Raw genomic sequence first — 19,696 nt, 5'->3', positions numbered from 1 at the left:
TCCGAGCGTGTAGGGAGCAGCGCAGGGCATGCCGCATGGCGACCTACGGCATGACACAGCTGCGCTGCAGCAGCGCAGGCAGACGCGTTACCCTGCGGTCTTCCCATACATCGAGCCAGCCATGCGCGATCTTTCCAGCTTCGAATTCACTGACCTGGACGGTCGTACGCAGGCGATGCGCGATTACCTGGGCAAGGTGGTGCTGGTGGTGAATGTGGCGTCCAGGTGCGGCTTTACCCCGCAATACGCCGGATTGCAGGCGCTGTGGCAGCGCTACCGTGAGCGCGGGCTGGTGGTGATCGGATTCCCCTGCGACCAATTCGGGCATCAGGAACCGGGCGACGAGGCGCAGATCCGGCAGTTCTGTTCGCTGGACTATTCGGTGGATTTTCCGTTGTCGTCCAAGATCGAGGTCAATGGCAGCAGGGCGCATCCGCTGTGGCAGTGGCTCAAGCACGAGCAACGCGGCGTGCTGGGGTCCGAAGCCATCAAATGGAATTTCACCAAGTTCCTGATCGGCCGCGACGGCGCGGTGCTGGAACGCTATGCGCCGACCACCAAGCCCGAAGCCATCGCGGCCGACATCGAGCGCGCACTGGGCTGATGCGCAACGCGCGGTAGCCTGCATCGCCGTGCGGTGTACGTCGCGGTGTGCCGGCGCGCTGCAGCTGGCGCACATGCCGGGGCTGCGATGCGCGTGAGGCGTGGCAGTGGTGGCAGACCAGCGCGCAGCTCCGCGCAAGAGCGCAGTTGCGGCGTGACCGATAACGCCCGTTGCGCGCCGGCATGCTCGTGCAGGTCTGATATGGTGTGTCGCATGCAACATGCAACGTCACGTCGACAGATCGACGATGCAAAAGATCCATCGGATGCGTCGGGCCAGCTCGCCAACGCCTTGCACAGCCTCGGAGCGCGCCGCGGCGCGATGAAGCTTTCCCGGGAATGCCCATTGCGCGCGGGTGCGCTCCTGCGAGCCTGCGATACCGAGGTATCGCAGGAGCACGCTCACTTCTCGACGAACGCTCGCTCGAACACGTAATGCCCCGGCGTGCCGATGCGCGGCGAGGTCTGGAAACCGCGCGCGTCCAGCAACGTGCGCAGGTCGGCCAGCATCTGCGGGCTGCCGCAGATCATGAAGCGGTCATTGGCCGGGTCCAGCGTGGGCAGGCCCAGCGTCTGCTGCATGCGGCCATCGGCCATCAGCTCGGTCAGCCGGCCCTGGTTGGCGAAGGCTTCGCGGGTCACTGCCGGGTAGTACAGCAATTTGTCGCGCAGGATGTCGCCGAGAAATTCGTGCTGCGGCAGCTCGCGCTCGAAATAATCGCGGTAGGCCAGATCCTGCACGAAGCGCACGCCCTGGGTCAGGATCACCTTGTCGAAACGCTCGTAGGTTTCCGGGTCCTTGATGATCGACAGCCACGGCGCCAGACCAGTGCCGGTGCCCAGCAGGTACAAGTTGCGGCCCGGGTGCAGGTCGCTGATCAGCAGCGTGCCGGTAGGCTTCTTGCCGACCAGCACCTTGTCGCCCGGCTGGATGTGCTGCAGCCGCGAGGTCAGCGGGCCATCGGGCACCTTGATGCTGAAAAACTCCAGCTGCTCTTCCCAGTTGGCACTGGCGATCGAATACGCGCGCAGCAACGGGCGCGTTTCGGTTTCCAGGCCGATCATCACGAATTGGCCGTTCTCGAAACGGAAACCGGGATCGCGGGTGGTGGTGAAGCTGAAGTAGGCATCGGTCCAGTGACGGACCTCGAGCACCGTTTCGGCGCCAAAAGCGGAAGACATACCGGTGAGTGTCGTGGGAGGAGTACCCGGCCAATTCTACCTCAAGCCGGCCAAATGAGATGAACTCTCATTTGGCCGGGAATGGGGAATGGGGAATGGGGAATGGGGAATCGGGAATGGGGAATGGGGGCAGCTGCATAAGGATCCCGGATGCCCCGTGGCAAGACGCTCAGCACCGATCAGGCAGCGGGAACGCTGCTTTTAACGATTCCCGATTCCCGATTCCCGATTCCCAGCCTCACCGATACCCAGCCGCCTGCAGCTCGAACAGCTCCGCATAGCGCCCGCCCTGGGCCATCAGTTCTTCGTGGGTGCCGTTGGCTTCGATGCGCCCTGCCACCAGCACCAGGATGCGGTCGGCCATGCGCACGCTGGAGAAACGGTGCGAGATCAGCACCGCGGTGCGGTTGTCCGACAGCTCCTTGAAGCGCTGGAACACCTCGAACTCGCTGCGCGCGTCCAGCGCGGCGGTGGGTTCGTCCAGGATCATCAGCTGCGCATCGCGCATGTAGGCGCGGGCGATGGCGATCTTCTGCCATTGCCCGCCGGACAGGTCCACGCTGTTCTTGAAGCGGCGCCCGATCAACTGGTCGTAACCCTGGGGCAGCCCGGCGATCAGCTCGCCGGCCATCGCGCGCTGCGCGGCGGCCTGGATGCGGTCGGTGTCGTCCATCGCATCCACCTGGCCCACGCCAATGTTCTCGCCCACGCTCAGGTGGTAACGCACGAAATCCTGGAAGATCACCCCCAGATTGGCGCGCAGGTCGTCCAGATCGTAATCGCGCAGGTCACGGCCATCGAGCAGGATGCGGCCTTCGTCGGGGTCGTACAGCCGTGCCAGCAGTTTCACCAGCGTGGTCTTGCCGGCGCCGTTTTCGCCGACCAGCGCCAGCACTTCGCCAGCGCGCAATTCGAAATCCAGGTGGCGCACCGTCCATTGCTCCGCCTCCGGGTAGCGGAAACCCACGTCCTCGAACACGAAGCCCTGGCGGATCGGGCGCGGCACCGGTAACGCGTCAGGGCGCGAGCGGATTTCCGGCACGATATTGAAGAACGAGTACAGGTCGTCCAGATACAGGGCTTGCCCGGCGACCTGCGAAAAGCCGATCAGCAAGCCTTCCAGCAGCTGGCGCAGGCGCAGGAAGCTGCCGGCCAGGAAGGTCAGGTCGCCGATGCTGAAATCGCCGCGCACCGTGCGCCAGGCGATGTAGCCATAGGCGGCGTAATAGCCCAGCGTGCCCAGCGCCGCCAGCAGCGCGCCCCACAGCGCCCGCTTGCGTGCCAGCGCGCGGTTGGCCTGGAAGAACTTGTCGGCCAGCCGGCGGTAGCGCGCGATCAGGAACCGGTGCAGGTTGAGGATCTTGACTTCCTTGGCCGTCTCCACGCTGGCGCCCACCTGGCGCAGGTAGTCGAGCTGGCGCCGCTCCGGCGTCCACTGGAAGTTGAGCGAATAGCCCAATGCATTGAAATGCGCCTCGCCGATGAAGGCCGGAATCAGGGCGATCGCCAGCAGCACGATCAGCCACGGCGCATACACCACCAGGCCCACCGCCAGGCTGATCACGGTGATCGCATCCTGCACCTGGCCGAACAACTGGCTCATCAGGTTCATGCGGTTCATGGTCTGGCGCCGCGCGCGGTCCAGCTTGTCCTGGCGGTCCGGGTCTTCGAAATCCTCCAGATCCAGCTGCGCGGCATGTTCCATCAGGCGCACGCTGGCGGCGTTGTTGAACAACTCCGACAGCAGCGCGTCGGCATAACCGACCATGCGGCCGAGCAGGTCCGAGCCGATCGCCAGTGCCAGCTCCAGCGCCAGCAGTTCCAGCAGCCGGTTCAGGCGGCCGCTGCCCAGCGCCTGTGCGAATGACTCGAACGCCGGTGGCTGGCCCACCAGGTGGATCGCCTCGTCGATGATCAGCTTGCCGATGTAGAGCGTGGCAATCGGCATCAGCGCGCGCAACACGCGCAAGCCGATGCTGCTGGCGCTCAACCAACGGCTGGTCTGCCAGATCTGGCGCAGGAAGGGGGGCAGGTTGCGCAGCGCATCCAGGCGTTCGCGCAGGGTGGGGCCGGTACGGGGAGCGGGCGCAGTGGCGCCGGAGTGGGAAGCTGGCATGCGCATAGTGTGCCGGGCGCAGCGTGCGCCGGGAGTGTTGGGCGTCGTCGGGAGAGCTGGTCGCCGCCGGGCAGGCCAGCCTACCCACGGTCTGGCAGGGTGATGGGCGCAGGCGACGCCGTGGTACGCCCTTTCGCAACGCAGCCTTCCCGCGGCCGCGCCGGTCTGGCCGGCGGTTTGCTCTAAAATGCCCGGATTGCCCCCGCCAGCCGTAGAGCCAGCCGTGACCTCGATCAAGCAGGAAGACCTCATCCAGTCCGTCGCCGATGCGCTGCAGTACATCAGCTACTACCACCCGGTCGACTACATCAAGAACCTGTCCGCCGCCTACGAGCGCGAAGAATCGCCGGCCGCCAAGGACGCCATCGCGCAGATCCTGATCAATTCGCGCATGTGCGCCGAAGGCCACCGCCCGATCTGCCAGGACACCGGCATCGTCACCGTGTTCCTGGACATCGGCATGAACGTGCGTTGGGACGACGCGACCATGGGTGTGGAGGACATGGTCAACGAGGGCGTGCGCCGCGCCTATAACCACCCCGACAACAAGCTGCGCGCCAGCGTGCTGGCCGATCCGGCCGGCAAGCGTGCCAATACCCGCGACAACACCCCGGCGGTGGTCAACACCAAGATCGTGCCAGGCGACCATCTTGACGTGATCGTCGCCGCCAAGGGTGGCGGGTCGGAAGCCAAGAGCAAGTTCGCCATGCTCAACCCGTCCGACTCCATCGTCGATTGGGTGCTCAAGACCGTGCCGACCATGGGCGCCGGCTGGTGCCCGCCGGGCATGCTCGGCATCGGCATTGGCGGCACCGCCGAAAAGGCGATGCTGCTGGCCAAGGAGGCCCTGATGGAGCCGATCGACATCGTCGACCTGCAGGCGCGTGGTGCCTCCAATCGCGCCGAAGAACTGCGCCTGGAGCTGTACGAAAAGGTCAACGCGCTCGGGATCGGCGCGCAGGGCCTGGGCGGCCTGACCACGGTGCTGGACATCAAGGTCAAGGATTACCCGACCCACGCCGCCAACCTGCCGGTGGCCTTGATCCCCAATTGCGCCGCCACCCGCCACGCCCACTTCACCCTGGACGGCAGCGGCCCGGTGATGCTGGACCCGCCATCGCTGGAAGACTGGCCCAAGCTCACCTACAACCCGACCAATGCGCGCCGGGTGAACCTGGACACCATCACCCGCGAAGAAGTCGCCAGCTTCAAGCCGGGCGAAGTCATTCTGCTCAACGGCAAGTTGCTGACCGGCCGTGACGCCGCCCACAAGCGCATGATCGACATGCTCAACAAGGGTGAAACCCTGCCGGTCGACTTCACCAACCGCTTCATCTATTACGTCGGCCCGGTCGACCCGGTGCGCGATGAAGTGGTGGGCCCGGCCGGCCCGACCACCGCCACGCGCATGGACAAGTTCACCCGCCAGATGCTCGAACAGACCGGGCTGCTGGGCATGGTCGGCAAGTCCGAGCGTGGCGATGCGGCGATCGATGCGATCCGCGACAACAAGGCCGTGTACCTGATGGCGGTCGGCGGCTCGGCGTATCTGGTGTCCAAGGCGATCAAGGCCGCGCGCGTGCTGGCGTTCGAAGATCTCGGCATGGAGGCGATCTACGAATTCGAGGTCAAGGACATGCCGGTCACCGTGGCGGTGGATTCCACCGGCGAGTCGGTGCACAAGACCGGCCCGCGGCAGTGGCAGTCGCGCATCGGCAAGATTCCGGTGGTGGTGGAGTAAGCACGGCGATTGGACCGGCTGTGCCGCCGTCAGGCAGGCGTGGCCGGTGTCCATCGGCGTCATGGACCATGCGTCCACTGCGCGTGATCTGCATTGGATGCATCTGACTGATCGACTGCCAGGCTGCGCGCGTTGCCACTGACAGCTCTGGTCCGGAACGGCAAGGCGAAGCTACGCCTCGCCACATCGTTTCTCGCAGGCAATCGAACAGACGTGGTTGCAGGAAACAACCTGCTCTGCGTACCGGGAATGGGAGGCAGCCGATGCAGATTTGCATCGTCGCTTCGTCGACATGAAGCCATCCGACGCAGCGACAGGGCAGACTGGCAGAAGCGCACCCGGCGCGACGCGGCGTTACCGATAGCTCCCCGTCGCGCTCCTGCGACGCTGGCGAGATGATCCGACCCGCCGACCCGCCGACCCGCCAACTCGCCAACGTGTGCGGCACTGCCACGCAGGAAGCGGCTATGCTCGGCGCATCTGCTGGTCCCCAAGGAGAATAGGAATGCTCCGACGCATCTGCATCGTGCTGCTGTCGTGCCTGGGCCTGAGTGCGTTGGCGCAGCAGCAAAAGGCGCCGACGGTGTTGTTTCCGTCCAGCAACTACGCGCCGCCGCCCGCCGCTCCGGTGCGCTTCCAGGAGCCCAGGCCGCTCAAGCAGGACGACACCGCCACGCGGTTCAACGGGCCGGCCGTGGCGGACCGCTGCATCGCGCAATGCAATGACAGCGCCAGGCAATGCCGCCGCGACCGGCCCAGCGAGGCCAGTTGCAGCAGCCGGGCGGCACCGCGTGGGCAGCGCTGCGACGACGTGCAGAACCCGGCGCAGCGGGCCAATTGCATGGCGCAGGTGTTCGACTGCACCCAACAGAGCGACGACAGTCGCTGCGAACCGCGCAAGCTTGCCTGCCTGCGCGCCTGTACCAACTGACTTTCGGAGCACGCATGGTCGCCACGCTGTACCACACCCCCAGCACCGCCGCCCTGGTCGTGCACTGGCTGCTGATCGAACTCGACGTGCCCCACGTGTTGCATCCGCTGGACTTCGACCAGCGCGAGCAGAAATCGCCCGAGTATCTGGCGCTCAATCCGGCCGGCGTGGTGCCGACCCTGGTGCTGGACGGGCAGGTGCTGACCGAAGCGGCGGCGATTGTCTTGCATCTGGCCGACCTGTCCCCGCAAGCCGGGCTGGCGCCGCCGGTTGCCACGCCCAAGCGCGCGGCGTACTACAGGTGGATGTTGTTCTGCGCCAACACCTTGCAGCCGGCGTATCGCGCCTGGTTCTACCCCGACGAACCAGCCGGTGCCGCGCATGCCGACGCTGCGCAGGCGCAGGCACGTGCCAGGCTGGAAGCGGCCTGGGCGCAGGTGGATGCGCATCTGCAGGCGCACGGCCCATACCTGCTGGGCCAGCAGCTGTCGGCAGCCGACTTCATGCTCACCATGCTGATGCGCTGGTCGCGCAACATGCCCCGGCCAACCGACACCTGGCCTGCGCTGCAGGCGCATGCGCAGCGTATGAAAGCGCGCCCGGCATTTCAGGAAACCTATCGCCGCGAGGGTTTGGCGGACTGGACCTGAACCGGCGGCGCGCGGCAGCGAACTTCTGTGCGCATAACCTCCAGATGAGTCGTTCTGCGCGTCAAGTCACATAGTACGATCGCGGCACCAACCAGAGAGCAGGGGCTCGTCCATGTCGCATTCCGCATCCCGTCGAAAGCTGCTGCAGTGCGTGTGTTGCGCGCCGATCGCCGCGGCCACCGCATCGCTTCCCTTTGCGGTGCGCGCCGCGCCGTCGAAGAAGACCGATCTGAATGCCGACCAGGCGCTACAGATTCTGCGCGACGGCAATGCCGCCTTCGTCGAAAACCGTCCCAAGAAGGTGATCTCCGACAGCCGCCGCCGGCTGGAGCTGGCGCTTGGCCAGACACCGTTCGTGATCCTGGTGTCGTGTTCGGATTCGCGCGTGCCGCCGGAGCTGTTGTTCGGCCGCGGGCTGGGCGAGATGTTCATCGTCCGCAATGCCGGCAATACCGTGGACACTACCGCGCTGGGCTCGATCGAATACGCGGTGAGCCAGCTCGGCGTGCCGCTGGTGGTGGTAATGGGCCACGAGAGTTGCGGTGCGGTGGCGGCGGCAGTTTCGGTGGTGGAGCAGAACGCGTTTTTCCCGGGTGCGATCGGCGCCATGATCGAGCCCATCGTTCCGGCCGTGCTGACCGCCAAGGCCAAGGGGGGCGACGATCTGCTGGCCGCCTCGGTCAAGTCCAACGTCAAGCGCACCGTTGATCGCCTGCGCGGCGCCTCCGAACCGGCGCTGCTCGAACCGCTGCGCACCGGCGCGTGCAAGGTGGTCGGCGCCTACTACACGTTGAAGGACGGCAAGGTCGATTTCTTCGACGTTTGATCGTTCGTCCGGCGGCGACGCTGCGCAAGGCGACTGCCTTGCGTGGCGACGCGCGATGTCATCAAGTCGCGCCCGACTGCATCCGCTTCGGGCGCGATCCGAAGCGACCGGTTCTCAGTCGACATAGTCGTCGAAGGTCTTGCGGCGACGGAATGGCATTGCATGCTGGTGCACGATGCCATTGGGCACGGTTTCCAGCTTCATGACGCCATATTCCTCCGGCCACGCATCGCGTTGCGGCGGCAGTTTGAAGGTGCCCATCAACATGTCCACCACCGGCAGGTGGATGGCGTAGTTGACGTCGATATACTCCTGCTGCCGCGCATGATGCCAATGGTGGTAGCGCGGCAAGACCAGCACGTATTCCAGCCAGCCGAAACGGATGCCGATGTTGGAGTGCGCCAGTACCGCCTGCAGGCCGACCAGGATCACGTAGGCGTTCACTGCCGGCGTGGAAAACCCCAGGATCAGCAGCGGCAATAGCACGGCGCTGCGGGTCAGCACGATCTCGACGAAATGGATGCGCGAGCCGGCCAGCCAATCCATTGCACGGCTGGAGTGATGCACCGCATGGAACCGCCAGAGCCACGGAATGTTGTGGTACGCGCGATGCAGCGACGCCTGCGCCATGTCGGCCACGAATACCGCAATCAAAAACTGTGCCCAGACCGGCAGCGATTGAATCGCGGTTTTCAACGCCGGAAACGCGGCCAGCCCGGCAATGCTGGATGTCGAGGCCGTCACCAGGATCAGGATGAACTGCACCAGCACATGGCTCATGAAGAAGTAGCCGATGTCGGTGCGCCAGCCGGCGCGGAGCGGCGATAGCTTGCGCTTGCCCAGGTAACGTTCCAGCGGAACGAATACCAGCGCCGAAAAGAACAGTGAAATGACGAACCAATCCAGGCCCAGCGAGTAGGGCGTCCGCCCGATGGTGTCGAATTGCACGTTGGTACCGCCCAGCAGCACCGCCAGCGTGGCGCTGCCCACACCGATGGTCGCAATGCGCTTGTTGCGGTCGCGCAGGATCGCGAAGGTGCCCAGCACGAACGACGCCACCAGCCCGATCAGCAACAGGTGCCGGGCGAACTGTTCGTTGTAGGCGGCGCGGAATTCGCGGCTGGTCAGCAGATCGGGAAAGTGAAAGCAGACCACACCCATCAGGCTGAGCAGCCCGAGCATGGCCGAGGCATAGGCAAAAAACGATCGATTGGGCTTGGCCACGGGACATCCTGTCGGCTGCACAGCCAGGGACTGGCTGTTAAGGGAGCGTGATGTACATGCTCCCAGCCCAGGGCGCTTACCGCAAGTGACGGCCGCTCAGGATCGCAACGGCATCCGGCGACCCTCAGCCCGGGCCGGCTCAGGTCCGGGCTATCGCGCTCAGAACCATTCCAGCAGCGACACGCCCAGGCCGATGTAGGTGGCCTTGTGGTTGTAGTCGATCAGGCTTTCGCCGTAGCCATCGAAGACCTGGACGTGGCCGCGCAGCAGGTTGGTGATCGGAAACCCGTAGTCCACCTGCAACGAGCCGTGCGAGCGGTCGCCGCCGCGCAGCGAGTGGCGGGCGATCAGCGCCACTTCGTGGCCGTTCTTGTTATAGACCAGGGTGGCATCGCCACGGCCCATGTAATCCTCGATGTCCGGGTTGTTGTCGTCGGCGCGGTCTTCCTTGATGCGGAACCACGGGCGCAGGGTCAATGCCCAGTTCTCGCGATCCAGCCCGATATTGAGGATCACCCGGTTCCAGGAGCGCGACAGCGGATCGGCGCGGCCGTTGGACATGTGGTTGAGACTGATGCCGCTCATGCGGCCCTTCCAGCCGAAGATGCTGTAGTTGTTGCGGAACACCAGCATCGCTTCGGGTTCGTAGTTGGTCTCGCGGAAGGGGCGCGAGGCCTCGGAGTTGTAGGCCTGCCAGCGCGAGCTCTGGGTGTAGCCCATCCAGATGTCGCCGTTGTCGCCGAACAGGTCCTCGGCCACCTTGGTCTTGAAACTGAGCTGGAATTTCAGTTCCGCACTGTCCAGCTGCTGCGGCGTGGACACCGAGTTGGCCGGGTTCGGCGACTGCGGGGTGCGGTTGGTATCGCTGGTCCAGAATGCTGGCAGCAGGTACACCGGCTTGTAGCCGCGCAACTGGAAGGTCCCCAGCTTGGAATCCTTGGCCAGTTCCCAGCGGCGGTCCAGCAACGAGCCGCGCCCGGCATTGGCCACGGCTTCTTCCTTCGACGGGTCCTGGCCATCGGCGCGGAAGAAGTCACCCACGCGGCTGAGCGTGCGGGCGTCGTCGGGCTTGGCGGCGGCCTGCTTGGCCAGTTGCGCTGCCGCGTCCGCCTCCTGGACGGCCTGCGGGGTATAGCCCAGCGCCTGGTCATAACAGGCCAGACGCGCCGCGTCCGAGGTGACCGAGGTACAGGCCTGCGGCGAGGCGGGCTGCGGTGCGATTTCCTGCGCGTGTGCCAATGGCGCAGCGGCCAGGGCAATCAGTATCAAAGGGCGGGTACGGTGCGTGGACATGACGGTCTGGCCGAAGTGAGGGCGCCAGGCCGGCGCGAAGACGCGCAGCTTAACGGTCGCGTCTGCATACGCCGTGTGTACACGGTGGCATAACATGCAACTGGGAATGGGGTTGCACGGCGCTGTGCTGCGCTGCCCACGCCACACAGTGCATGCCTGACATCTGCCGGTGCGGTTGCCGGGAGCGCTCTTTCTACAAGAGCCAGGCTCGGAAGCGCGGTAATTCAGAAGAACCAGGCGATCGCGAACACGCCCAGCATGCACAGGCCCAACGCCAGCTTGGTCGCCGTGCCCAGCACGATGCCCAGCCAGGTGCCGATGCCCACTTTTGTGGCCTGATCGGTCTTGCGGGTCTGGTAGTACTCGCCGATCCAGGCGCCGGCGAACGGGCCGACGAACAGGCCGATCGGCATGAAGAAGATGCCGGCGATGGCGCCGACCACCGATCCCCACAACGCCATCTTGCTGGCGCCCACGCGCTTGGCGCCGTAGACGGTAGCCAGAAAGTCGATCAGGAACGACAGTGCGGTAATCACGCCCAGGATCACCAGCGCGATCCATCCCACGTGGGTGAACCCATCGGCCCAGGCCGCGAGCAGCAGCCCGGCGAACACCAGTGGCAGGCCCGGCAGGGCCGGCAGGATGACCCCGGCCAGGCCAATCAACACCAGCGCTGCGGCCAGTACGTAGTAGACGACAGTCGTGTCCATGATCGTTTAGAAATGTCCTATTTCAGGCTTGACGGAAATACGCAAGGGGTGCTTGAAAATTCATTTTGTGCGGGTTAAGTTGCAGCCGCTGCTGTTTGCAAAGGTCACCGTGAATCGTGGCCTGATGCGGTAGATCCTCCGATCCGCTACATCCTTGTACCTCGCTTCCTCCTTGCAATCACAGCCACCACCGCCGGTCCATCACAGTGTCGTAGGGAGTCAGTCGAGATGTCCAACATCGAACGCGAGAATGGTGTCGTGAAGTGGTTCAACGATGCCAAGGGCTTTGGATTCATCAGTCGCGAAAACGGCGAAGACGTCTTCGTCCATTTCCGTGCAATCCAGATCCAGGGCTTCAAGAGCCTCAAGGAAGGCCAGAAGGTCAGCTTTACCGTCGTGCAGGGCCAGAAGGGCCTGCAGGCCGATGCAGTGCAGGTGGTCTGATCGGCCGCAGCATGAGCACACTGCGCAGACAGCAGAAAGGCCCGTCACCGGGCCTTTCTGCTGTCTGCCAGATGCGTGGTGCGCTGATCAGCGCAACACCACCCGTCCGTTGACCACGCGCACGTACGCGTTCTCGCGCACGCCGGCCAGGTCACGCTGGTTCACCACGATCACCCGGCCGTCGTCCATGCGCACCTGCACGTCGAAGCTGTCGCTGGTGACATTGTTCTGGATGGCGTTGCCGGCCAGTGCGCCGGCAGCCGCGCCGGCCACGGCCGACACATTCTTGTTGCCCTTGCTGCCGCCGGTTTCCTTGGAAATCTGGCGGCCGGCCACCGCGCCGACGATGCCGCCAAGCACGGCGCCGGTGCCGGTCGGTGCGGTGCGGGTGGGGCCGACTTCATCGATGCGGGTGACGATGCCGCAGTCCACGCAACGCGGAGCCTGCTGCGAATACCCTTGGTCATAACCACGGTCGCCACGGTAGCTGCCGTACTGGGGCTGGGACGTGGCGCAGCCGACCAGGGTCGCGGTTGCAGCCAGGCCGATAACGAGCAGTCGGGTCTTCATGAGGTGTCTCCGGATGTTCTGAAGGCGGTCGGGGCCGCGGCGACGTCATCCTCTGATGGTCCAGGTGAACGGTTTGCCAACTGGATCACTCCAGGCTTAACGAAACCAGAGCATCCGGTTCATCGAAAGTCACGGTGGCAGGCGTCGCAGGCATCGGAAATCGGCGTTTTCAAGCGCGCAACTGCCGCGCAATCGGCGCCTGGCGCGAGTTGCGCGCGGTCCAGCGCCGCGCGCAGCGCCTCGGCATGTTCCCCAAAGCGGCGGTCCTCGCCGAGGTTCGCAAATGCGGGCTCCAGTTCGTCGGCGAGCAGGCGGAGCGAGCGCAGGCGCGCCTGTTGCTGCGCCGGTGCGCAGCTCGAGCCGGGCGGCTGCTGCAGCGCGCGCAACTGGTAGGCCATGACCTGCATCAGGCTGTCGGGGACCGGATCACGTCGGGCCTGCAGCACCCGCGCCACCATCACCGTGGTTACCAGTCCGATCAGCACGCCCAGCACCAGCATGAAGGCGTAGCGCGCCGCGCGCGATTGATTGGGAGGGGAGTCGGTCATGACAAGTGCTCCGGCAGCAAGGCGTGCAGTTGGGCGGACGCGCCGCGGATGGCGCGCGTAAAATAGGGCGATGAAAGCACAATGGCGTGAACGGTTTGCCGGTATCGACCGGCTGTATGGAGTCGGCACGGTGGAGCGCCTGGCCGTCTGCCGCGTGGCGGTGGTCGGCATGGGCGGGGTGGGCTCGTGGGTGGTGGAGGCGCTGGCGCGCACCGGCGTGGGCCATCTACGCCTGATCGATGCGGACGATCTGTGCGTGTCCAATACCAATCGGCAGTTGCCGGCGCTGGCCGGGCACTACGGACGCAACAAGGCGCGTGCGATGGCCGAACGCTGCGTGGCGATCAATCCCGAGATCGAGGCCGATGCGGTGGAATCCTTCCTCACCGCCGGCAACATCGAGACGCTGCTGGGCGACGGCTTCGATCTGGTGATCGATGCCTGCGACAGCTTCCGGGTCAAGGTGGAAACCATTGCCTGGTGCCGCCGGCGCAAGCTGCCGCTGCTGACCGTGGGTGCCGCCGGCGGGCGCACCGATCCCACCCTGGTGCGGGTGCGCGATGTCTCGCGTACCGAGCACGATGCGATGCTGGCGCTGATCCGGAAGAAGCTGCGCAGCGAGTTCAACTTCCCCAAGAATCCACAGCGCTATTTCGGTGTGCCGGCGGTTTACTCGCTGGAGAACGTCAAGTATCCGCAGGCCGACGGCAGCGTGTGCGGCATCCGTCCGCAGCTCGACGCCGATGCCACGCTCAAGCTGGACTGCGGCGCCGGGCTGGGCGCGGCCACGCATATCACCGGCACCTTCGCATTCGTGGCGGTAGGCAAGGCGTTGGAGATGCTGCTCAAGCCCAAGCCCAAGCCCAAGGCCGGTGCCGCCAAGCCGGCGGCCGCGATTGCCGCGGCCTCGTAATCGCACCAGGCGCGGGGCCCTGCGCGGCGTGCGGGGCAATCAGCTGGGCGGCAAGCCGAACAAGCGGCGTGCGTTGGCGGTGGTCTGCGCCGCGATCACCGCGGCATCCTCCCCGCGCAGGTGGGCGATGCAGTCCAGCACCGTGCGCAGCTGGGCCGGCTCATTACGCTGGCCACGCATGCTGGCGTCAGGCTGATCGGGGGCGTCGGTTTCCAGCAACAGGTGCTGCAGCGGCATTGTCGCCGCCAGCCCGCGCAGGCGATTGGCGCGCGGGTAGGTTACCGGCCCGCCGAGCCCGATCATGAACTCCAGTGTCCATAGCTGCCGGGCCTGTTCGGGGCTGCCGGCAAAGCTGTGCACCACACCGCGCAGGCCGCCGATGGCCTTGATGCGGGCGATGACTTCTTCGGTGGCGCGCCGCGCGTGCACGATCAGCGGCAGGTCGAAGCGCTTGGCCAACCGCAACTGGCCATCGAAATAGTCACGCTGCGCCTGCGCATCCAGCCCCTCCAGATAGAAGTCCAGCCCGCACTCGCCGATCGCGCAGGGGCGCTCGCGCTCGATCCAGTCCGCCAGCGCTTCCAGATGTTCGGGGCGGTGCTGGTCCAGAAAGATCGGATGCAGCCCGTAGGCCGGATGCAGCCCGGGTGCCTGGGCGCACACCGCGCGCAAGCCCGGCCAGCTGGCCGCGGTGATGGCGGGCACCACCTGCTGCATCACGCCGGCAGCATGTGCGCGGGCAATGACCGCAGCGCGGTCATGGTCGAATTCGCCGGCGTCCAGGTGGCAGTGACTGTCGATCAACTCCATCAGGGGCGGCGTGCCGGTGCCGGCAGCGGTGCCTTGCGGGTCTTCCAGTTCGCCAGCAACAGCGTGGTCAGTCCGAACAGCAACTCGTCCAGGAAGGGAAGCGGGTCGGGCAGCAACAGGTCCACCGCAAACAGCACAGCTGCCAGCTTGAACAGTGTGGGATAGCGCAACGTGCCGGCCCATTCCAGCGCGCGTGTGGTCAGAGGATTTCGCATGCATTGGCTCCCGCTGTTAGAAGTGCATGAAGTAACCGCTAGCTGAACTTAACCGCGCCATTCATGAGCGAGGGCGTTTTCGTTCAGGGTTCCCGTGCTGGAATCACGCCGTCAACAACGCGGTGCGTCCGCAGGGAGCTGGTTATGAAGAGCAATACGACAACTATACTGGTCGCTGCTGGTGCCTTGCTGGTTGGAGGTGTGGCCACGGCCGCCTTCATGAACAACCGTCCGTCGTCCGGTGACTTCGTCGCCAACGGCCAGCCGGCGCCGCGCGGTCTGGAATACGCCGATGTGGTCAAGGTGGCGCCGATCACCCAGCGCGAGCCGCAGTACGCGCAGGTCATCAACAGCAATGCGATCCGCGAAACCACCACCAGTTCGTCGCCGCGCGAAGTGTGCCGCGACGTGGTGGTGCAGGAGCGCCTGCCTGAGCGCGATGGCAACGTCGGCGGCACCGTCGCCGGTGCGGTCATCGGTGGCCTGATCGGTAATCAGGTCGGCGGCGGCAACGGCCGCAAGCTGGCGACCGCCGCTGGTGCGGTGGGCGGTGGCTTCATCGGTAACCGGGTGGACCGCAACCATGTCGGCGGCCGCGTGGTGGATCGTACCGAGCGCCAGTGCCACACCGAAAATGCCAACTCCTCGTCCTCGCGCGTGGTTGGGTATGACGTGACCTACCGCAATGCCGACGGCACCACGGGCACCATGCGGATGGACAACAAACCGGGCGAGCGCATCTCGCTGGGCGACGCTGATAACGTGGTGGCCTACGACGTGACCTACCGCTACGACGGTTTCGAAAAGACCGTGCGCATGAACGACAAGCCGGCCAGCGATCGCCTGGCGGTGGTTGATGGCCAGCTGGTGACCCAGACCGCTTCGACGGCTGGCGATGCCGGCGTTCGTCAGGACGCGATGAGCAGCCGCCAGTAATCGACTGCGGCATGGTGTGTAAAAAAAGAGCCGGTATTGCCGGCTCTTTTTTTTGTGGCTGGCCGGTGCGTGGACACAGCGATATCGCGTTGGGAACTGGCCGATAATTAGCGCTTCTCTCCTGGCTGGAAGCGACGATGCCGCTGCGTCCTGACGATCTGTTCGATGTACGTGCATTGCTGACCGACGAAGAGCGGGCGGTGCAGGATGCGGTGGCGCGCTTCACCAACGAGCGCGTGCTGCCAGCGATCGGCGCTGCCTTCGATGCGGGGCGCTTCCCACACGAATGGGTGCCGGAACTGGCCGGATTGGGGTTGCTCGGTGCCAGCCTGCCGGTCAGCGACGGCGGTGCGGGCCTGGGCGCGGTGTCTTACGGACTGATCTGCCAGGAGCTGGAGCGCGGCGACAGCGGCTTGCGCAGCTTTGTCAGCGTGCAGTCTTCGCTATGCATGTACCCCATCCACGCCTATGGCAGCGATGCGCAGCGGCAGCGCTGGCTGCCGGAGATGGCAGCCGGCCGGGTGATTGGCTGTTTCGGCCTGAGCGAGGCGCAAGGCGGTTCGGACCCGGCGGCGATGACGACGCGCGCGGTGCGCGACGGCGATGGCTGGCGCTTGAACGGCGCCAAGATGTGGATCACCAACGGCAGCATCGCCGCGCTGGCGATCATCTGGGCGCATACCGACGATGGTGTGTGCGGCTTTCTGGTGGAAACCGACAGCCCCGGCTTCAGCGCGCAGGACATCGCGCACAAGATGAGTCTGCGCGCCTCGGTCACCTCGGCCTTGTTCCTGGACAACGTGTTCGTGCCCGAGCAGATGCGGCTGCCGAACGCGGCCGGGCTGAAGGCGCCCTTGGGATGTCTGAGCCAGGCACGTTACGGTATCGCCTGGGGCGCGATCGGCGCGGCGGTGGCCTGCCTGCGCGAGGCACTGGCCTACGCCGGCGAGCGCATCCTGTTCGGGCGTCCGCTGGCTGCCACGCAGAGCGCGCAGATCAAACTGGCGGAGATGGCGCGGCGGATCTCCACCGCGCAGCTGCTGGCGCTGCAGCTCGGTCGCCTGAAAGAGGCGGGTACGCTGCGGCCGGAGCAGATCTCGCTGGCGAAATGGAATAATTGCCGCATGGCGCTGGACGTGGCGCGCGCGTGCCGCGATCTGCTGGGCGCGGCCGGCATCACCACCGACCATGTGGCGATCCGGCATGCCCTGAACCTGGAATCGGTGATCACCTATGAAGGCACCGAAACCGTGCATCAGCTGGTGGTGGGGCGTGCGCTGACCGGACTCAATGCGTTTTGACGAGGAGCAGGTGTTGATCAGCAAGGATGTGATGACGCGTGTGCCGGGCGTGGTCCGGGCGCTGTGGGTGATGTGGGTACTGGCCGCCATGACGATTGCGCCGGCGCTGGCGAACGAGGCGCCGACCATGGTGCCTGCGCCGGCCTGGGTGGTGGCCGATGCAGTGCCCGACAGCGTGCCTGGCGCAGGCGGGCTGCGCTATGAGCTGGTCTCCGACCAGATCGATCTGACCGGGCGCGCCGCGCGCGCCTATCGGCGGCTGAGCTATACCGTGCTGCGCGCCAAGAGCCTGGACGAGGCCGGGCAGATTTCGATCGACTACCAGCCGCAGTACCAGACGCTGGAACTCAACAGCCTGGAGGTCTGGCGCGATGGCAAACGCATCGACATGCGCAACCGCGCGCATTACGCCAGGTTGCGCCGCGAAAGCGGGTTGGAAGACGGCCTGATCGACGGAGCGCTGACCTTGTCGATCACCCTGCCGGATCTTCGCGTCGGTGACCGGGTGGACTATGGCGTGACCATCACCGGTAGCAATCCGGTATTCGGCAAGGGCTATTACGACGTGTTCGATGCGCGCTACGGCGTGCCGCTGGGTGAGCGCCGGGTTCGGCTGCGCTACCCGTCCGGCCTGGCGCTGCAGTGGCGGATCAGCGCGCCGGGTTTCAGCCGCAGCGTCGACAGCGCCGATGGCATCACCACGTTGAGCATTGCCGCGAGCCGCATCGCGGCCATGCAGCAGGAAAAGGATGCACCCGACGATGTGGACCCGTACGGCCTGATCGAAGTGTCCACCGCCGGCAACTGGGCCGCCGTGGCGGACTGGGCGGCGCAGCTGTATCCGGATGCCTTCAACGATCGGCAGGTGGCGGCCAGCATGGTGCAGAGCCTGCAGTTGCGTCGCGACGACCCGCAGGGCGCGTTGCTGCGCGCGGTGGCCTTCGTGCAGGGCGAGATCCGCTACGTCGGCCTGGACATGGGCGAGAACTCGCACGCCCCGCATGCGCCGGAAGTGACCTTGCGCAACCGCTACGGCGACTGCAAGGACAAGGCCACGCTGTTGATCGCGCTGTTGCAGCTGGCCGGCATCCGGGCCGAGCCGGTGCTGGTCAGCAGCGACAAGGGAAGCGCGCTGGACAAGCGCCTGCCCAGCCCGTACGCGTTCGATCATGTGGTGGTGCGTGCGCACCTGCCGCAGGGCGAGGTGTGGGTGGACGCCACCCGCGACCGCGAGGACGGCCCGCTGGCGCAGCGCCGGCCGCTGCCGTTCGTGCGTGGATTGCCGGTACTGGCCGGGCAGAACGCGCTGGTCGCAGTGCCCTCGCCAATGCCGGCGTTGCCGCAGGTCGAGGTGAACGAAGACATCGTGATCTCGCTGCGCACGCCGCAGCGGGTGGCGACCTTCAGCGTGGACACCCTCTACCGGCAGGGGCGTGGCGAGCGCGTTGCGGCGAGCTTCGAGAACGACGGTGCGGAGACGATTGGCGCGCACTATCTGGAATTCATGCAGCAGTACTACACCGCGCTGACCCAGGTGGATGTGCCGACCATCGACGCGACCGATCCGTTGAACGTGCGCACGCGCGAGCGCTACCGCCTGCAATGGCCGGCAGAGGAGGGCGACGAACTCGGGTTTCCGTTGTTCCAGCTGAGCGACTGGATGGACAGCTTGCCCAAGGAGGTGCGCAAGAGTCCCCTGGCGCTGGGCGGCCCGCGGCTGGCGCGGCAGACCGTACGCGTGCAGGTGGACCCGCCGGTGCAACTGAAGGCGGACACCCAGACCATCTCCAACCCCTGGTTCCGCTTCACGCGCACGATCTCGCAGCGCGAGGGCCGCATCGTCATCGTCGGCGAATGGCAGCGCTTCAGCGACCGCATTCCCGCCGATGGCGTGGCGCGTGCGGCAGCCGACATGGAGCGCGCGCGCGCGCTGGTGTACTTCGATCACGACCTTGAGCCACGGCGCAGCAGGCAGCCAACCGACTGGCGCGCGCTGGGCTTTCCGCTGGCCGCGTTGCTGGCGCTGCTGGTGGCGGTGCTCGCCTGTCTGGTCTGGTGGCGCGGCGGTGGACTGGGCGGGATGCTGTTCGACCCGCATGCCACGGTGCAGCGCATGCCGCAGCAGGACAGCCTGCGCCGTGGCGCTTGGGTGGTGTTCGCACTGACCACGCTGGTGTCGGCATGGCTGTGGTTGCAGGCGCTGCCGTGGTGGCTGCAGGTTGCCGGTGCCATCGCGGTGGCGGCGCTGCTGGCGCTGGGCTGCGTGTTGCTCATGTACGTGCTGCGCTGGATGGGCACTGCAGCGCAGGTGCAACGTCTGCTGCCGGCGGTGGCGGGCAGCGTGCTGCCCTGGCTGGTGTGCGTGCTCGCCGCGCTGGTGGCCTTGAAGGGCCGGGTGGCGTTGTTGCAGACCGGGGCAAGCGATCCGGCCGGTATGGCGCAGTTGGCGATGTGCATCCTGCTGTTGCTGCTGGGCGGGCTGTGGTGGTCGGTGTGCTCGGTGCAGGCGATTGCCGGCGCCACCGGCTGTGCGCGGTCCCGTGCCTTCGGCGCCTGGGCCTTGGCGCTATCGCTGCTGGGTGTGGTGAGCGCGCTGCTGGGGGTGCCGGTGGCCATCGTCGCGATGGGGTAGGGGCGGGCGAGAGATCCACGCCGCCCGAACTGCCGCCCTGTCGCCGTGGCA

General features: G+C 66.0%; 19 protein-coding genes. 10 read left to right on the top strand and 9 right to left on the bottom strand.

The features are described from left to right. Positions 1-121 precede the first annotated feature (121 nt). Positions 122-604, top strand: coding sequence for a glutathione peroxidase (locus A7D17_RS10565; RefSeq protein WP_064509092.1), 483 nt, complete (start codon positions 122-124; stop codon positions 602-604). A 401-nt stretch (positions 605-1,005) separates the two neighbouring features. On the opposite strand, the gene A7D17_RS10560 is transcribed toward A7D17_RS10565, so the two are convergent. Both A7D17_RS10560 and A7D17_RS10555 read right to left on the bottom strand, forming a co-directional pair. Beyond that, the gene (locus A7D17_RS10560) at positions 1,006-1,785 is read right to left on the bottom strand and encodes a ferredoxin--NADP reductase (protein WP_064509035.1); all 780 of its coding nucleotides are present in this window, start codon (positions 1,783-1,785) and stop codon (positions 1,006-1,008) included. A gap of 238 nt (positions 1,786-2,023) precedes the next feature. Next, entirely contained in the window at positions 2,024-3,901 is a 1,878-nt protein-coding gene (locus A7D17_RS10555; RefSeq protein WP_064509091.1) for an ABC transporter ATP-binding protein, read from the bottom strand. 223 nt (positions 3,902-4,124) lie between these two features. On the opposite strand from A7D17_RS10555, the gene A7D17_RS10550 reads away from it, so the two are divergent. The 4 genes from A7D17_RS10550 to A7D17_RS10535 all read left to right on the top strand — a co-directional run bounded on the left by A7D17_RS10550 (position 4,125) and on the right by A7D17_RS10535 (position 8,049). Next, positions 4,125-5,642, top strand: coding sequence for a fumarate hydratase (locus A7D17_RS10550; RefSeq protein WP_064509034.1), 1,518 nt, complete (start codon positions 4,125-4,127; stop codon positions 5,640-5,642). A gap of 505 nt (positions 5,643-6,147) precedes the next feature. Then, positions 6,148-6,573, top strand: coding sequence for a hypothetical protein (locus A7D17_RS10545; protein ID WP_064509033.1), 426 nt, complete (start codon positions 6,148-6,150; stop codon positions 6,571-6,573). 14 nt (positions 6,574-6,587) lie between these two features. Then, positions 6,588-7,223, top strand: a complete 636-nt coding sequence (locus A7D17_RS10540) for a glutathione S-transferase family protein (protein WP_064509032.1) — start codon at positions 6,588-6,590, stop codon at positions 7,221-7,223. 112 nt (positions 7,224-7,335) lie between these two features. Further along, positions 7,336-8,049, top strand: a complete 714-nt coding sequence (locus tag A7D17_RS10535) for a carbonic anhydrase (protein ID WP_193395332.1) — start codon at positions 7,336-7,338, stop codon at positions 8,047-8,049. 114 nt (positions 8,050-8,163) lie between these two features. On the opposite strand, the gene A7D17_RS10530 is transcribed toward A7D17_RS10535, so the two are convergent. The 3 genes from A7D17_RS10530 to A7D17_RS10520 form a co-directional block, all read right to left on the bottom strand. Beyond that, positions 8,164-9,273, bottom strand: coding sequence for a sterol desaturase family protein (locus tag A7D17_RS10530; protein ID WP_064509031.1), 1,110 nt, complete (start codon positions 9,271-9,273; stop codon positions 8,164-8,166). Positions 9,274-9,432: 159 nt separating this feature from the next. Next, positions 9,433-10,566, bottom strand: a complete 1,134-nt coding sequence (locus A7D17_RS10525; protein WP_064509030.1) for a phospholipase A — start codon at positions 10,564-10,566, stop codon at positions 9,433-9,435. A gap of 224 nt (positions 10,567-10,790) precedes the next feature. After that, positions 10,791-11,276, bottom strand: a complete 486-nt coding sequence (locus tag A7D17_RS10520) for a DUF456 domain-containing protein (protein ID WP_064509029.1) — start codon at positions 11,274-11,276, stop codon at positions 10,791-10,793. Positions 11,277-11,504: 228 nt separating this feature from the next. Between A7D17_RS10520 and A7D17_RS10515 the strand changes: the two genes are divergently transcribed. Beyond that, on the top strand, positions 11,505-11,720 hold the full coding sequence (locus A7D17_RS10515) for a cold-shock protein (RefSeq protein ID WP_003483561.1): 216 nt from the start codon (positions 11,505-11,507) through the stop codon (positions 11,718-11,720). An 87-nt stretch (positions 11,721-11,807) separates the two neighbouring features. On the opposite strand, the gene A7D17_RS10510 is transcribed toward A7D17_RS10515, so the two are convergent. Together A7D17_RS10510 and A7D17_RS10505 are read right to left on the bottom strand one after the other, a co-directional pair. Continuing rightward, a complete protein-coding gene (locus A7D17_RS10510; RefSeq protein WP_029221049.1) occupies positions 11,808-12,290 on the bottom strand; it encodes a glycine zipper 2TM domain-containing protein in 483 nt (160 codons plus the stop codon). Between the two features lie 119 nt (positions 12,291-12,409). Then, positions 12,410-12,838 (bottom strand): hypothetical protein, encoded by a 429-nt coding sequence (locus A7D17_RS10505; protein ID WP_064509028.1) that lies wholly within the window; start codon positions 12,836-12,838, stop codon positions 12,410-12,412. 70 nt (positions 12,839-12,908) lie between these two features. On the opposite strand from A7D17_RS10505, the gene A7D17_RS10500 reads away from it, so the two are divergent. Continuing rightward, positions 12,909-13,751, top strand: coding sequence for a tRNA threonylcarbamoyladenosine dehydratase (locus A7D17_RS10500; RefSeq protein WP_064509027.1), 843 nt, complete (start codon positions 12,909-12,911; stop codon positions 13,749-13,751). A 39-nt stretch (positions 13,752-13,790) separates the two neighbouring features. On the opposite strand, the gene A7D17_RS10495 is transcribed toward A7D17_RS10500, so the two are convergent. Together A7D17_RS10495 and A7D17_RS10490 are read right to left on the bottom strand one after the other, a co-directional pair. Beyond that, positions 13,791-14,561, bottom strand: a complete 771-nt coding sequence (locus tag A7D17_RS10495) for a TatD family hydrolase (RefSeq protein ID WP_064509026.1) — start codon at positions 14,559-14,561, stop codon at positions 13,791-13,793. Continuing rightward, the gene (locus A7D17_RS10490) at positions 14,561-14,776 is read right to left on the bottom strand and encodes a DUF6116 family protein (RefSeq protein ID WP_064509025.1); all 216 of its coding nucleotides are present in this window, start codon (positions 14,774-14,776) and stop codon (positions 14,561-14,563) included. The genes A7D17_RS10495 and A7D17_RS10490 overlap by 1 nt, the downstream gene beginning before the upstream one ends. Positions 14,777-14,920: 144 nt before the next feature. Here A7D17_RS10490 and A7D17_RS10485 point away from each other — a divergent pair, with 144 nt between their 5' ends. From A7D17_RS10485 to A7D17_RS10475, 3 genes are all read left to right on the top strand, one after another. Beyond that, on the top strand, positions 14,921-15,712 hold the full coding sequence (locus A7D17_RS10485) for a glycine zipper 2TM domain-containing protein (RefSeq protein ID WP_064509024.1): 792 nt from the start codon (positions 14,921-14,923) through the stop codon (positions 15,710-15,712). A gap of 125 nt (positions 15,713-15,837) precedes the next feature. Then, entirely contained in the window at positions 15,838-17,013 is a 1,176-nt protein-coding gene (locus tag A7D17_RS10480) for an acyl-CoA dehydrogenase family protein (RefSeq protein WP_161946541.1), read from the top strand. 88 nt (positions 17,014-17,101) lie between these two features. Further along, the gene (locus A7D17_RS10475) at positions 17,102-19,645 is read left to right on the top strand and encodes a DUF3857 domain-containing protein (protein WP_064509089.1); all 2,544 of its coding nucleotides are present in this window, start codon (positions 17,102-17,104) and stop codon (positions 19,643-19,645) included. The last annotated feature ends 51 nt before the right edge of the window (positions 19,646-19,696 follow it).

This window comes from Xanthomonas floridensis, from assembly GCF_001642575.1.
In the GTDB taxonomy this organism is placed as follows: domain Bacteria; phylum Pseudomonadota; class Gammaproteobacteria; order Xanthomonadales; family Xanthomonadaceae; genus Xanthomonas; species Xanthomonas floridensis.
The sequence above is the reverse complement of the archived record's forward strand: the minus strand, read 5'-3'. Positions and strand labels throughout refer to the sequence as shown.